The sequence below is a fragment of the Vibrio sp. Vb0667 genome, assembly GCF_033391095.1.
The window spans coordinates 21,784-36,703 of record NZ_JAWPOL010000037.1; the positions used below are offsets into that span (position 1 = coordinate 21,784).

A 14,920-nucleotide genomic window follows, 5' to 3' on the forward strand; every position below is an offset into this window, starting at 1 on the left:
GGCCGGGACTTCCGGCCTTTGTTTTTTGTTAGAAGTCGCTATACAGCGTTGGTGCTGCTGGCGGATACTCTATTGGTTGCCAACGATCATTAAAGGTGTACTTGGCATAAAGCATGAAATGGTTTGGTGTATAAAACTCAGAACGTTGTACATCGACTAACGCCCCAAGGTACCAACGTTTGCTGACTCGCTTTTCCACCGCCGCTTGCAACGACGTACCAAAACCACCACCTTTGTCTGACTCCGCTACTGTCGATAAGTATGGCGCGTCTTCCTTAGTCCAAGAGTTAGAGACGGATGCACTCAATTGATATGACCAAGAACTGTTGTATCGGCCATAAAAGTTGATAGGTAAAGACACCGAGAAGTAACTTTGCGGGCTGTAGTAGCCACCGTGACCTAGCGTGTACTCACCCAGATTTTTGTCGTAATCAAGGTACATTAAGTTCGTACCTATACTTAAACGCTGGTCATCCGTTGCAATTAACTTGTAGTACGCTCCACCTAGCACGCCTAAACGAGTGTTGTCCTCAACCTTTTCACCAGTCAAAACATGATACTGCAAGCTACTCCAAAAACCGTAAGGGCCACCAATGTCCCAACTTGAGCTCAACTTCACACCAGTACGAGCAACTCCGCCCCATTTAGTCCCTTGAGGGTCAGTCGTGCCGCTAGGGACAGACATTCCAGCATAAGAAAGCGCGCTACTGGTCTCAGGGCGACGCGAAGCTTCTGCCGTCCAACCGAACTCACCCAGGTCCCCATTGATGCGCACACCACCAACCCATGTGGTATGGTCGAAACCAATTGGTGTCGTGCCGATATCGACCAACCAATCTTCAGCCTGCCAGCCCACTCCAAATGCCATACCTGATGCGTCATTTTGGAACGAAGTGCTGTCAGAATCGGTGGTTTTTTCATAATAGTCCAACTGACCTGAATCGATAGAAACATAATCGGCTTTTAGCAACAGGTGCCCATCCCAGCTCTCTATCGGGATTCGGGCTTCTATGGGCACTTGATTCGAAGTATTACGGCCATCTCGTGCACTGTAATCCCAGCCAATCATGACATGCCCATCACTCCGATCATGCAGTTTATCGATGTCCGATTTGACGTTACGAGTCAACCAGTAGTCGTCAGCAGTATCATATAGCTCGCGTAAGCTTAGGGGTTCTTTTTTCGCCTCTTCAGGTTCACGATTTAAGGCTTGATAGGCGCGTGTTTCAGCTAACGCCCACTGTTGATTTTCCATTGCTATAGACATGCTATTGCGAAATGCTAATGCGTCAGCATCAGGCATCGCATCCAACAACTGATTTAGCGCATTAGCGTCATTTCGATAGCCTTGTTGATTAAACACCGCGGCCACTGTCATCAACTGTGCCGCAGTTAAGCTATCGCGCTTTTTATTCAAAATGAGGTGCATGTCGTGATACGTCGCTTCATACCCAGTCAAAGCACTAGCTTGCAACATGCCAATTTCTGCTTGAGTTTTAAATGGCTCAGGCTTTAAAGAAACTTGTTCATACAAATCCAACGCAAGCTTAGGCTGTTGATTAACCAGCATCAGATCCGCTTGACTCAACAGTCGACGGGTTTTGAGTTCATCAAGCTGTAATGCTTCCGAAGCACTTAAATCTTGTGTTGCGGAATTTAATGCTAAGTCCGCGTACCAACGGTCAAAATCTTCAAAGTGATTCAAGCTTACCATCATGCTGCCGTAAGCCAGTTTGTCATCGGTTGACCAATCTTCTGAAAGCGAAATGTTTTGGAAAATCCTCTCAGCTTCCTTAACTTCATCAATGTCTAACCACGCACTCACTAGACGAGCGAGCGGTTGAATTTGACCTTGATAATCCGACTCTAGCGCACGTAATGTCGCCATTACTGATTCGGGAGAAGCTAAGTAACGCGTTTGAATGTCTCTCAACTGAGCATCAAGCTTCAAGCGGGTTAAATTGCGCTGCATTGCGTCTGTCATGTCATGTTGTGCGATACTCTCTAGCTCAGCGATGGCCTCATTCACGTTGAAGTCCTGCGCGAGATAAAGCGCGTAAGCAAATTTCATTTCAGGGTCATTACTAGATGTAGCCCAATCGGACATCAGCGTATCCGCGCGTACTTTGTCGCCCATTGAATGAACCACGTCAGCAATATCAAGCCTTAACCATGGGGAGGTTGGCTGTAGCGCAATCAATTCCTCTACGGACGCTTTCATCGTTACCTGATCATTTTGAGCGATTGCGATCCGCAGACGAGTCAAAATAACTTCCGACTTGATGCTCGCTATTTTTTCAGCGACCACTTTCTGCTGTGGGGCTGAGTAACTGCGCGCGAGCGCTTCCGCGCCAGACCAATCTTGCTGCTGAATATGAACATCTAAGCGACCACGCAATGCAGAGCTATTGCTGCTATCCAGTTGCAAAGCTTGTTTGAAAACCTTCTCTGCCGCGGCATAATTTTCTTGTACCAGATACAAAGAGCCTAATGATGAATAAGCATAAGGTTGGGATTTATCTACTTGAATCGCTTTTTGATAAGCGCTTTCTGCTTGCTTAAACTGGCCTTTTTCGACCAAGGCATCACCTTGATCAAGATACGCCCAATATTGAGAAGTCTCGATTAGCGCTGCCCATTTTGAGGCCGAGTCAGGATTATGATCTAAGTGCTGAGCCTGTTTAAAGTATCCGAGCGCTTTTTGTTGCTGCCCTCTACGTAGATAAACCTTACCCATAGCACCAAGCAATTCAGGATCTTGCGGACGAGTCGTCAACGCATAACGCAGCTGAGCTTCTGCTTGGTCGGTTTTATCTTCCTCGAGCAACGCTAACCCTTTGAGCTTGGCGAGATAAGTGGGGTCTTTGCGTAGTTCCTTTTCCTTTTTCCAGCGATCTTTCGCGCTTTGATTCGCTCTTTGTATCTCCATGTCAGACGGGTAGTAGCTAGCTAAGATGGCATATTGCTGAACAACTTGATCTGAAATAGGCAATTGATCCAATGCACGCAACCACGACGTTGCCGCATTTGTTCCAACCGAAGGAGCAAGCGCTAACTTTTTATAGGTATCGAGAATCCATGGATCAGCAGGATTCTCTTTGCGAATGTGGTTGGCTAACGCGAGTTGAAAAGACGGAACACTAGGATAATTTGCATTTAAACGTTCCAGTCCCTGTTTTACCGAGCTCCAACTGCCTGGCAAATTACTTTGCAACTGTAGGAATTCCAGTTGTAACGCTGGTGATGGCATTCCATTTGGGAAAAGGGCTTTGTAAGCTTGAATCGCTTCATCGTAACGACCAGATTTTGCAAGCAACTGAGCGCGCTGATAATCCGCTCTTTTCTCTCCCTGAATAGCCATAATCGATGACAAGTTTTTCGCTTGAGTCGAATGAGGCGCCTGTCTGATTAAGCGCTCAAATACCGGTTTTGCTAATTCTGGCTGCTTACGTTTCAGATACATATTCGCTTTATAGAAAAGCCCCGTTGGATTGCTTTCTTCAATCGCGAACAGCCTCTCCAGAGTACTCTCGACAATATCATCTCGGCCAATCGCATCCGCCAGTTTTAGCTGCTCAACCAACCACTCAACCGAGTCAACTCGTGCTAATGATGTGGAAAATTGAACCAGCTCGATAGGCTTGTAGACCTGTGCGAGCTGCGACTTTGTCAGAGGTTTTGAGCTAAAGCTTTCTGCATGCACAGTGCCGACGCCACCAGCCGCCAAAGCAACCAGTGGAATCCACCATAACACGTATCCTGTTACTGACATCTCTCGCTCCATACAGGAAGCAATTCACCTTGCACACCAAAACGGTAACGTTCTTCATGCCAACCAAGCCCAAATAGACTTAATACGTTGTCGTAATAATGATCGTTTTTGTCCACCACAAGTTCATTTTGAGCACGACGAAACTGCGTCTCCAACAGCGCAGATTCACCAGAAGCCGCGAGTAACGGAAGAGCCGCAGCAGAAAAACCTGCGCTTCCTGCTTGGGTATATTTACCCGTTTCAGTATTTACTTCTCTCGCTGGCGCACCAAGGGCTTTGGTTGCCGCGACAAACGGCTGCATTTTTTGTACTAATACTGCTTTTTCTGAAACTTGGTCATTTAGCATACCCGCCCAAAGATAAGTGCGGATCGCGTTGTAACTGCCCATCGGCCCTGTAACCACATCTGAGCTATAACGACCATTTCTCAATACTGCCCAGTCTGGGCTAAAGCCAGCTGGCATCGTTTTCTCTAGCATGTGAACACTTGCCTTATACATTGAGTCCCAGTTGTATTGCGGGTACAGCGACTGCATACGAGCAATCAGTTGTAACGGAACATAACTCGGATTCACACGGTACTGGCCGTCGGCATCAAAGCCCGTTGGAGCTGGCAACAATACCGTTCCAACTCCCGCTATGTTGACGGTTTCTTCACGTAAAATACGACTCGCGATCAGATGTCCAAGGGTCTGATAGTAGTAGTTATTCCATAATCTCCCCGCCTCAACAAGGGAGTAAGCTATCCACAAATCAGAATCTGACGCTGGGTTAGAATCCAAGACTCCGAACTGACCATTTTCTTTTCTTCCCCACAACCAAGCAGGAAGCCTTGCTGTCAAATCCCCACCAGCCAAATGTGATTGAGTCCATTTTAAAACCTGATCGAAGGTTTTAGGGTCATTGGCAACCAAGGCAAAGAACAATGCGTAAGATTGGCCTTCCGAGGTTGTAATCATACGCTCGTCACTGCCATCAACGACTCGGCCTTGCTCCATGTATACCGACTTAAATGTTTCCCATTGTGGCCACTCGCAGGTGTTAGCCCACAAGTAAGGAGACACGAACAACATAAGGAACGAGATGAGTTTTTTCATTGTTCCTCTTCCTCAGTTTTTTCTAAACGTCTAGACGCGACTTGACGTAATACGCGCCAAAGCACAATGGTTACGATCACCACTAGCAAGGCGGCAAAGCACGCAACGATGACTGGGTGATTAGAGAAGTGATACCAAACGAGCTGCCACACAGGAAGCTTACCGACATAGTAGTGCGAACCCACGTTGTAGCTTGCTACTTCGTTATTTCTCAACGTCACCACCGAGCCAAACATGTGCTCCACTTTACCGGAGTCAGCCAACGCGCGATCAACCGACGAAAAATCTGACGGGTGAGCCGCCATAATAGAAATGACGCTGCGTTTTTTCGTAAATGGCGATTCTGCACCATAAATAGCAGCAAAAGAGCCTTCTGCCTCGACAGAAACATAATCTGCGGCGGCTTGACGAGCATCACTTGGACTCATCCAGTTCATTCCGAGCTGCTTTTCATTTTTGCTTGGTAGGCGAATTTGTCTCTGACCCTCTTTAACCACTAAGTTAACTTGGTCAGGATTATTAGCGGCTTCTTCTAATGCATCCACAACACCAATCGTCAGGATATCTTTATTTTTTAGTTGCTCAGCATTCCATTTATCTGTCAAAAGCACCTGAATACCTGGGTACCCAGAGTCACGTCCCAATGACCCCATGACGTTTAAGAAGGTTTGCAACACTTCTTTTGGAGCACTCTCTGGAACAACAATAGCAGTTTCTGACAAATCAGCCATGCGAGTGTAAGGAAAACCGGATGTAGCAAAAGCGCGCATGTTCGGCATTTCGATGTAGTGGGGGAAACCACTAAAATCAATAGTAGAATCACCATCAATAACCGCGTATTGCTTACTTGGCTGCGTTACCTGGCACTGCCCATCGGTCACCGAAGCAAAGCCAAATTCGAACTCGATTCGGTTTTGACTACCCACCTTAAAAGCCGGAATGCGAACAAACGTATCACCACTTAGAATGCCATCATCTAACAAAGGAACACGTATACGGTTAGATTCTCCACCTTGACCTTTTGTGGTTAGGTTGAACGCCTCAATGAATTGGTCATTAATACTCAAAGTCAGACGAGAGCCGGAATGATCCGCAGCAGGCGGTGAATAACGATAGTTAAGATCCATCGGTATACCACGGCTTTGCCAAGTAAAGAGATCGGGTGGTAAACGCAAACTCACATTGATTGGTGGAGGCGTTCGGCCTTCCACTTGCAGCATGCTTTTTTGTTCGACTAACTCAGACAATGCAACAGGACGAGCCGTACTCACCCAGTTTGGCGCATCGTACGGGACTCGTGGTTTGATTTGTTTGACTTCATTAATCTTCGCGATTGGTCCAGTAAGAAGTTGGTTTCCCAACGCCAAACCTTGCACCGCAATGTTAAGATCCTTACTGTCACGGCCTGTCACCAGAAGAAGCTTCACGTACGGGTCTGTTGGATGAGTGATGACTTGAAGACGAGGGCCATCCGTGTCTGGAAAATCTCTCAGAAACTCAGGTTTGTTGTCATTGGTAACAAAGACAATGGCGTTGCGCTTAGGTAACGTGTCGACACTAAAAGGGAATTGAGCACCACGCCAACCCGCAAGAGCACCAAAGTAAGAGCTCAAGACACCGGCAGCCTTGACATCATCTAAATCGTATTTGCTACCCATCACGACAGGCAGATTTAACTGGCTGAAATCACGGACATCAAAAAAAGGAGCCGGTAACAAACTCAAGTCACTTTCCAGCACTGTCTTTTGAGCAAGCATCTCAATTCGACTACTTTGGCTAATCTCAGCCCAAATGCTCGAGTCATTGGGGTTAGCACAGTCTTTCTGAGTATTCCCTATTAACTCAAAGCGAATTTGGTTGTAATTACTAAAGTAACGAGTGTCCAGCGGCATAGATAAGCTCAACTTTTTGCCTTGCTGGCCATCGACGATTGACGCTACTCCCATAAGTTCGTTGTTCAAATACACTTTGACGTGAGAAACCAAAGAGAGCAACGCTGGCGAAGGTGTGATATCAAAGTGCAACGTTGCTTTAGATACCACCTCATCGAGTCGCGAACCGAAACCAATATAAGCACTGGCCTCACTACCTTGGATAGCAATTGAACCACTGTAACCTAATTGATTAAATGGGATGACGCGCTTAAACACGGTCGAATCTTCAGCATCTTGCTGTGCCAAAGGCGTTGCTTGTTGCTGACTTACTTCTTGTGCCGCGAGACTGCACGACATACACATGAGAGTGATAGCCGTTGTCAACGCTGTTAGTTTTTTATTATTTAGCATGACTTGAGGTCCTGATTGGGACATAACGAGGTCTTAGTGACCAAATAAATTCGATACAAAATAAAAGTGCATCCACACTGACCTGAACAAACTTAGGACAATGTTGCAGCAAGCGTTTGTATCCATTAAAGCCGACTTGCAGTACAGCCTGCATACTCGATAGAGGTTTATCTGATTGATAACCTTGTTGCCATTTCGCCCATGTATCTGCACGTGCAAATGTACATTGGACGTATTGGATTCGTTGTTGATGAGACAATTCGTTGAGTTGTAAACCAAATATCCCCTTATGAGCATAGGCAACCGTCATAGGGAACACGAATTCTTGGCCACCTCGATTGAGGATCACTTCTAAGGTTTGACCGAGTAAGTAAGCACAGGTTGGTTCATCGACCCCGTCAATTTCTATGCGCGCGCCCCCCAAAGAGAAATCCTTCATCTGCGCTTGTATTAAATGCCCAGAATTAAGCCTAACCGCGACAGGAATCGCCACCTCTACTCGGTGATCTTTTCGCACTTGTTTAGCTTCTACTGCAACCGCAACGGCAGCACCTAAAATCAACAGGTTGTACATCGTCCATACGAGATTCACGATAACTGTACCGATTTCATTTTGAGGCCCCCACCCCATTCGGTAAATCCCTACAGCGAAGCCCAAAATGTTGAGTGCAACCAAAACCAAATATGGTCGAGAGATCACCCAATCGTAGTGAGACTTTTCAACCAAACCGCCTTTTGCCGTTACGTTGAATGTCCCTTTATGGGGCGCAAACAAAGCCACCGTTGTTGGCCTTGCGATATACCAAGCAAGCACGGTTTCGTATACCTCACCCCAAAACGAATAACGGTAGTCACCCTGCATACGAGAGTTGGTCATGCTGGCGTGAATCATGTGGGGTAATACGTACAAAATGATCGCCAGCGCTGGTGCATAAATCACGTAGGAATGCAGCAACAAATAAGCCAAGGGTGCGATCAGGAATACAATCCTCGGGATACCAGATAGAAAGTGCAGCATGGCATTGACGTAACAAAGCCGTTGAGAGAGCTTAAGCCCCTTTCCAGTCAATGGATTATCTACCCTAAATATCTGCGCCATCCCGCGAGCCCAACGAATGCGTTGCCCAACATGTGCAGACAATGTTTCTGTCGCCAAACCAGCAGAAATCGGCTGCTTAAGATATGCAGAACGATAGCCTAAACGGTGCATGCGCAGAGACGTGTGCGCATCTTCCGTCACGGTTTCGACTGCAATACCACCGACTTCCTCTAAAGGCTCTCGACGTAAAATAGCGCACGAGCCACAGAAGAAAGTCGCATCCCATAAGTCGTTACCATCTTGAATCAGGCCGTAAAACAAGTTGCCTTCGTTTGGCACGTTACGAAAGTTCGATAAGTTACGCTCAAAAGGATCCGGTGAGAAAAAATGGTGCGGCGTCTGAATAAGCGCCAACTTTGGATCTTTCAGGAACATCCCCATTGTGAGCTGAAAAAATGCTCGTGTAGGAATATGGTCACAGTCAAAAATCGCAACAAACTCACCGCTGGTCTGCTTCAACGCATAGTTAATGTTACCGGCTTTCGCATGTTCATTCGTTGGGCGGCGGATGTAGTTCACCCCTACACTTTTGGCGAAATCTCGGAAGCTATCACGCTTGCCGTCATCCAGAATGTGGATGTTAAGTTTGTCTTTCGGCCAATCGACACCTAACGAGGCATAAACCGTCGCTTTCACAACATCGAGATCTTCGTTGTAAGTAGGGATCATCAAGTCAATGGTTGGCCAAGTTGACTGATCCGGTGGCATCGATACTGGTTTGCGATTCAATGGCCAGATATTTTGGAAGTAGCCAAGCATCAGCACAATCCAAGAATACGTCTCAGCTAGAAGTAAAACGCCCCCTAGAAACAAAGCAACAGGATCGTCCCAGTTCAGGGTAGACGAATAACGCCACCACAAGTATCGACATGAGGCCGTAACCGACAAGATGATCAAAAGCATGGTAGGAAAACGACCCGGCATGCGACGGACCATCATCGCTAATGCCCAGAGTAACAGCACAAAGACAGTCTGAGCCTGATAACCAAATGGCACCGTAAAACAAAGCAAAGCGATTAACACCACGAAAAACAACAAGGTGTAGTTCAACGCCATCGCTGACTTACTTGCTTTAATACGCTCTCGAACTTGTGGATCTTTGATGTTGTTCGCTGTCTGTTCTAACCAGCGGACGCCTTTTGCAACCAATTCAAATGGCAAGTAGAACGCATTGCGAATTTGCTCGGCTAAAGTCATCGCTAAGCTGCTGGTTTTTTTGGACCATGCTGTATTTACGTTTTGCCTGAAGCAAAGCAACCACACGCTTTGGATAATAAAACGTACAGGATCAAACCATCTTGGCGCAGCAAAATTAACGTTTGGATAGTAAACCAAAGGCAGTTTCCATGAGGGAACACCCGAAATAACCGGCTTTAAAAATACAAAACTCAATGAAAACCAAAAAGACAAAGCACACTCACCAACCCAGTTTGTTTTACAATTCCAGGCTTGCTCGTAAGCGTTCTTCTGCAGTCTGAATTGATCCACTACCCAACGTTGGAAAATCAGATTAAGACTTCGCATAAATTAGCTTTGGTCCTGAGCGCTTGATAACGCTGATACACACCAAAAAGCAAAAGACTGAAAATCTTTTGCGGCTTGGCTCGATGGCGAATAGTGTTGAACGGTCGTCAGGTTTGCCACACATTCAAGCAATGCCGTATCTCGATGAATCGAAACAGGAATCAAGGATTCGCTAAGTTCCTTTTTCAGCACCAACATGAAATCACGACCAATTTCGGTTTCTGGCTGATACTTATTCACCAAAAAACGTAATTTGTCAGAGCGAAGCAATCTCGATAGCTCTTCATGTTGTAGCCAAGATTGAAGAGTGAGATAACTCAGGGCGTCTGCCGTTACCACCACCACAATCATATCCATTGAGTCGACAAAAGATCGCACTTCAGGATCAGTAAGCTCTGCTAAGTCGGCGTGAAAAAGCAGCCACTGCTCACCACGGTTTTCGCTCACTTGCAACGTCATTTCACCTAGCATTGATAGATAGTGAGAACGCTCATTAAAAAACGCTTTTAACTGCTCAGAATTCAGATGGCCAAACGGTAAAAAAAGTGCACCTTGTGGGCTTTCATAACCAGCCTGGGTCCAAGGCTTATCTAAAAGAAGTTGTTTCGCCCAGCCTCCTTGCTCTTCCCTCGGCAAGCCAAGATGAGCTTGCAGTAAACTATTAGGCACCACCTCAATGGCCAGTACCTGTTTATTTATCTTAACTAACGCTTGTGCCAAATTCGCAGCGACGGTCGTTGAGCCACAGCCGCCTTTTAAACTAACAAATAGAAGGCGCTTCATATCGCTTCCGTTTCTGAATTTTTCTGCGTATTACGTACCAAAGATAGAACATTACGAGCACCGTTGGCTTTGAAGACTTGCCACTTATTTTTAACTTGTACGTAAGACTCGTTTTCTGTTGTTTCAATATACGTGTATTGAGTTAAGTTATAAGAAGAGTAGATCGAATTAATATCTTTTGCAGACTCAGTCATAGAATTTTTCACAATGTAACGGAGCTTAAACTGAGATAACAGCAATCCCGCCACTATCATTTTCAGTATAAATTCCATTGTTAAAAAATTGACGCATCGACCTATGCGTCTCATATTTATAGAACGATGATGAATGTGAATAAGTTTATTTATAGCCTATATAAATAACAAAGGCCTAAATAATATTTAACTTCAGAAAAAAGGATTACAATAATGAATTGTTACCATCCATTTAATACATATAAGAAATTTAAATATTTTAAATGAGAATCATAGACTTAGAGACTATTGATTTTAAACTCATAAACATCATGTGAAGCACATGCTATAACTATTTTAATTTCTGATCAATTTCGTTTAATATCTTAGCGTCATTTTCTTGTCACTAAGAAAATCAAAATTGTAACGATTAGCATACAACGGATTGTGAGCTTCACAAAACACATTAAGTTATTGATTTAAGGCTCTTTATGTCATCACTCTCTGAATCATCTGCTATTAAAAACGAACGAGAGATAAACTCTGTTTATGTAAACTTATTTACTCATAAACAGATGCTTATTGATTATTTGTTCAGTACACTACCGGAAAATGACAACACTTCACTTACAAGCTTTACAGACAAAGAAACTTTTTTGTCCACATTGAATGATGAAGCCTTAATGAAATTCAATGACTTATCTAAAACGTACCTTGAACAGTGTTTTTTTCTTAGTCATAAATTCACAAAAAAAACGCCCAAAGCTATAAATCTTGCTAAAGACATTCACAAAACGAACATAAAGAAGTTTTCTACATGTCTATTAGTTGTTCCAGACTCGCTACTATCATCAACTAATGATGATTTTATAAGTGTCTTTCTACAAAGCTTAAATGAGCTGGCAAATAATAAAAAAATCACTATTAGTGTTTGTATATATGGGCATCTGACGACTTCACTATTAAAGCCCATTCTTATTTCTCACAATAGACACATTGCAGGTTTGGCGACCATGACATCATTAGATGACGTTCGCTACTGCTATCTTGTGGATTTTTGGTCCAATAAACACGGTGTAATTACCCAACACGAATACATTCTCACTAAAACTAAAGATAAAACACTAAAAGCAACGTCTTACGAAACGCATCAATCTCATGTCATGCCAGAAGACAAATCGGATAGCGATAGAATCTATGTCAGCAGAAGAGCTTTCAGAGAAAGCGTGAAAGCCCCAAAAGGGATGCGTGTGGCAGAGAGCAATCAAGGACTCATAGAGATGCTAGACAACCCTCGCTCTTCAACGATTATTTTCAGCTGCGATAACCAAAGCGAAGTTCAACAGATCGCGTTAGATTGCTACCGTTTAAGGTCCGCATATGGCCGTCGACTAAAGATTATTGTCAGGGAGACCCAACAATGTCTGAGATATGCAGATGAAAAGTTCTTGCTTCGCGCGGGGGCAAACTTCATTTCTCACGCGCAAATCCCCCACATGCGCTTTATGACTCAGGTTGAGGCAATTCAAGGCCAAATGCTTACACGCCCAATTCCTGAAAGTTTAGAGGCGCTCTTAAAATATGACTTTGAGTTTGGTAGCAAAGGCTACTTACAAAACCAGGACTTTAGTCAATACTGTATTGACGTCATTTCCCACTCAACACACTCAAGTGTGAACTTTGCACTTATAAAGCTGAACTTATTGCCAGGTATGACTGCAGAGGAATGTTTACGTCTTTGTCATATTCGAAGAGATGGCGACGTTGTGACAGCCTGCAACAAAGCTCTATATGTCGTGTTCAGTGCTATTCGACAAAGCGATATTGATATTGCGCTAAACAATATATTTGAGTTCCCAGTGAGAGACCTATTTCACTCGACCCACACGTTTGATACCCAATTAGATATCGAAACAGAGTTAAAATTCATCGTTCAAGATGCCGCTGTCATATCCGACGACGTTTCAGCTCTGGCGACAGAGAGGAAAATATTCCATACCGCCACTAACTCCATTACTGATGTTCCTCCTTTGTTTGCTGTGAAAAAAACCATCGAGCTCAAGGAGCGTTCATGAATATTAACGATTTTTTACTGACCGTGATTATCAGCTCAGGTATTGGCCTACTCCTAGGATACTTTATCCGTGACCTAGTAAACGCTACCCGACGCTTTTACCACAAGCACTTAAAACGCTCGCGCTATTTTGAGCTAGATACATCAGCCACTAACACTAAGAAGCTTAAGTAATGATATCGCATTCTCATGACTCTACCCCCTCTACTATAGGATTGGGCTGGTGGAACATTTACTTTATCGCAAAAACAGCGCTCTATTTTCAAGGAATCATCGATTTCCATCCAATGGAAAACTTTGCGCTGTTGATCTTCATCCTGCTTCCTATCTCGATGAAAAGCCTAAATGCGGTACGTCATATCGTTGTGTTTGTCGCCGCAGCCTGGCTCTTGCATTACGATTCTTACCTACCTCCTCTAGACCGTCTTTGGGCTCAAGCGGGACAGTTAATGCAGTTTGAATTGAGTTATCTGGTCGAGCTTTTGGGACGATTTTTATCATTCCAAGCAATACTCGGATTGCTCGCTTTGTGTGGTGCGTACTTTATTTTGAGCAAGTTCGTTAGAGTTTCAGTCTTTGTGGTTATTGCGATGGTCTATATAAGTATTCCTATGACGACTGAACCTCAGACAACAGTGGCTGCAGAAGTAGCTCAACAACAGCCGACAACCGAGGTTACTGCTAGCAAACAACCTCAAATAACGGAAATTAATGATGCCAGTCTCAACACGTTAACTGCAGATTTCTTTTCTAAAGAAGCTTCTCGACGTGTGGCATTCGATACCAACAGCGCAATGGATGCTCCTTTCGATTTGTTGTTCTTGAGTATTTGCTCGGTCGCGTGGGATGACATCGAAATTGCAGGACTGGCCGATCATCCTCTATTCAAAGAATTTGACATCATGTTCGACAACTTTAGCTCTGCAACGTCATACAGCGGGCCTGCGGTCATTCGTCTGTTACGAGCCAATTGTGGTCAACAGGAACACAGTCAACTGTTCCAGCCAGCACCATCAAAGCAGTGCTACTTGTTCGAAAGTTTGAAAGAACTAGGCTTCACAGAAAATTTACTGATGAACCACAATGGTGTCTTTGATAGCTTCCTTGAATTGATCAAAAAAGACGGCGACTTACAAGCGGCTCTTATGTCTCAAGAAGACTTAACTCCTTACCAAAAATCTTTTGATGGCTCTTCGATCTTCCGCGATAAGCAAGTATTGGATAACTGGTGGCAGCAAAGACTTAACAGTAGTGACGACAAAGTCGTGGCACTCTACAACTCAATTTCACTACATGATGGCAACAGGATCATCAATGCGAACTCAAGCACATCTATTGCTAGCTACAAAATGCGCCTTAAGAATTTGCTTGATGACCTCCACGCGTTCTTTAAAACCTTAGAGTCCTCAAAACGCAACATCGTTGTCGCTTTGGTACCAGAACATGGTGGTGGTATGCGAGGAGACCGCATGCAAATTTCAGGTATGCGAGAAATTCCTGCACCGACAATCATTCATACACCGGTAGGAATTAAAATCTTCGGAGAAGGAATTCAGCGTCAGGGCGACACCGAACACGTAAGCGAGCCATCTAGCTATCTGGCATTGTCGCAGCTCGTTTCGAATATCCTGGATAAAAACATTTATCAAAGTAAGACGTTTAGCCCTTCAATATTGACAGAGAACCTACCAGAAACACGAGTTGTCGCGCAGAACTCAGGCTCTACTGTGATTGAAGTACAAGGGAAGTATTATGTTTCTCTTGATGGTTCAAGTTGGATTGAATACCCCGCGAAATAGCGAGAGTAAAACCATGCAATGACAAAGGCCGGTGTTTCCGGCCTTTGTCATATAAAAAACCAATAACCTCTCAAAGGTCTCAGAACTTCAATTGTCTATTGTCTATAAATAGGTAAAAATGGATCGAACATTATGCACTTAAGGGAATAACTCATGCCAATTGATTCACTGATCACCATCGGTATTTTCGTCGTTCTTGCTGTCGTTATCTTATCTTCAGCCATTAAAACGGTTCCGCAAGGAAACAACTGGACAGTTGAACGCTTCGGACGCTACACCCACACATTAAAGCCGGGTTTAAACTTGATCATTCC

At 44.5% G+C, this 14,920-nt stretch carries 10 protein-coding genes; 4 read left to right on the forward strand and 6 right to left on the reverse strand.

All coding sequences use genetic code 11. From position 1 onward, the window contains the following. Positions 1–28: 28 nt before the first annotated feature. From R8269_RS21080 to R8269_RS21105, 6 genes are read right to left on the reverse strand one after another with little or no spacing between them, the layout of a single operon-like run. A complete protein-coding gene (locus R8269_RS21080; RefSeq protein WP_318222655.1) occupies positions 29–3,772 on the reverse strand; it encodes a cellulose synthase subunit BcsC-related outer membrane protein in 3,744 nt (1,247 codons plus the stop codon). Next, positions 3,763–4,869, reverse strand: coding sequence for a cellulose synthase complex periplasmic endoglucanase BcsZ (gene bcsZ / locus R8269_RS21085; RefSeq protein ID WP_054575226.1), 1,107 nt, complete (start codon positions 4,867–4,869; stop codon positions 3,763–3,765). The genes R8269_RS21080 and bcsZ overlap by 10 nt, the downstream gene beginning before the upstream one ends. After that, complete coding sequence (bcsB, locus tag R8269_RS21090) at positions 4,866–7,154, reverse strand: cellulose biosynthesis cyclic di-GMP-binding regulatory protein BcsB (RefSeq protein ID WP_054575227.1); 2,289 nt, start codon at positions 7,152–7,154, stop codon at positions 4,866–4,868. Before bcsB ends, bcsZ begins: the two co-directional genes overlap by 4 nt. Continuing rightward, the gene (gene bcsA / locus R8269_RS21095; protein WP_318222656.1) at positions 7,144–9,777 is read right to left on the reverse strand and encodes a UDP-forming cellulose synthase catalytic subunit; all 2,634 of its coding nucleotides are present in this window, start codon (positions 9,775–9,777) and stop codon (positions 7,144–7,146) included. The genes bcsB and bcsA overlap by 11 nt, the downstream gene beginning before the upstream one ends. A 3-nt stretch (positions 9,778–9,780) precedes the next feature. Further along, the gene (gene bcsQ, locus R8269_RS21100) at positions 9,781–10,560 is read right to left on the reverse strand and encodes a cellulose biosynthesis protein BcsQ (RefSeq protein ID WP_005382068.1); all 780 of its coding nucleotides are present in this window, start codon (positions 10,558–10,560) and stop codon (positions 9,781–9,783) included. Beyond that, the gene (locus R8269_RS21105) at positions 10,557–10,754 is read right to left on the reverse strand and encodes a hypothetical protein (protein ID WP_021034149.1); all 198 of its coding nucleotides are present in this window, start codon (positions 10,752–10,754) and stop codon (positions 10,557–10,559) included. Before R8269_RS21105 ends, bcsQ begins: the two co-directional genes overlap by 4 nt. A 470-nt stretch (positions 10,755–11,224) precedes the next feature. Between R8269_RS21105 and bcsE the strand changes: the two genes are divergently transcribed. The 4 genes from bcsE to R8269_RS21125 form a co-directional block, all read left to right on the forward strand. Further along, positions 11,225–12,808, forward strand: a complete 1,584-nt coding sequence (bcsE, locus tag R8269_RS21110) for a cellulose biosynthesis protein BcsE (RefSeq protein WP_318222657.1) — start codon at positions 11,225–11,227, stop codon at positions 12,806–12,808. Beyond that, positions 12,805–12,981, forward strand: coding sequence for a hypothetical protein (locus tag R8269_RS21115; RefSeq protein WP_017819966.1), 177 nt, complete (start codon positions 12,805–12,807; stop codon positions 12,979–12,981). Before bcsE ends, R8269_RS21115 begins: the two co-directional genes overlap by 4 nt. Then, entirely contained in the window at positions 12,981–14,606 is a 1,626-nt protein-coding gene (gene bcsG / locus R8269_RS21120; protein WP_170893765.1) for a cellulose biosynthesis protein BcsG, read from the forward strand. Before R8269_RS21115 ends, bcsG begins: the two co-directional genes overlap by 1 nt. A gap of 153 nt (positions 14,607–14,759) precedes the next feature. Continuing rightward, on the forward strand, positions 14,760–14,920 hold a 161-nt coding region (locus R8269_RS21125), incomplete at its 3' end, for an SPFH domain-containing protein (RefSeq protein ID WP_411978692.1).

What these genes read in the sequence shown, in the direction of transcription:
- R8269_RS21080 (WP_318222655.1), bottom strand. Translation starts at nt 3,772, where the DNA reads ATGTCAGTAACAGGATACGTGTTATGGTGGATTCCACTGGTTGCTTTG.
- bcsZ (WP_054575226.1), bottom strand. Translation starts at nt 4,869, where the DNA reads ATGAAAAAACTCATCTCGTTCCTTATGTTGTTCGTGTCTCCTTACTTG.
- bcsB (WP_054575227.1), bottom strand. Translation starts at nt 7,154, where the DNA reads ATGCTAAATAATAAAAAACTAACAGCGTTGACAACGGCTATCACTCTC.
- bcsA (WP_318222656.1), bottom strand. Translation starts at nt 9,777, where the DNA reads ATGCGAAGTCTTAATCTGATTTTCCAACGTTGGGTAGTGGATCAATTC.
- bcsQ (WP_005382068.1), bottom strand. Translation starts at nt 10,560, where the DNA reads ATGAAGCGCCTTCTATTTGTTAGTTTAAAAGGCGGCTGTGGCTCAACG.
- R8269_RS21105 (WP_021034149.1), bottom strand. Translation starts at nt 10,754, where the DNA reads ATGACTGAGTCTGCAAAAGATATTAATTCGATCTACTCTTCTTATAAC.
- bcsE (WP_318222657.1), top strand. Translation starts at nt 11,225, where the DNA reads ATGTCATCACTCTCTGAATCATCTGCTATTAAAAACGAACGAGAGATA.
- R8269_RS21115 (WP_017819966.1), top strand. Translation starts at nt 12,805, where the DNA reads ATGAATATTAACGATTTTTTACTGACCGTGATTATCAGCTCAGGTATT.
- bcsG (WP_170893765.1), top strand. Translation starts at nt 12,981, where the DNA reads ATGATATCGCATTCTCATGACTCTACCCCCTCTACTATAGGATTGGGC.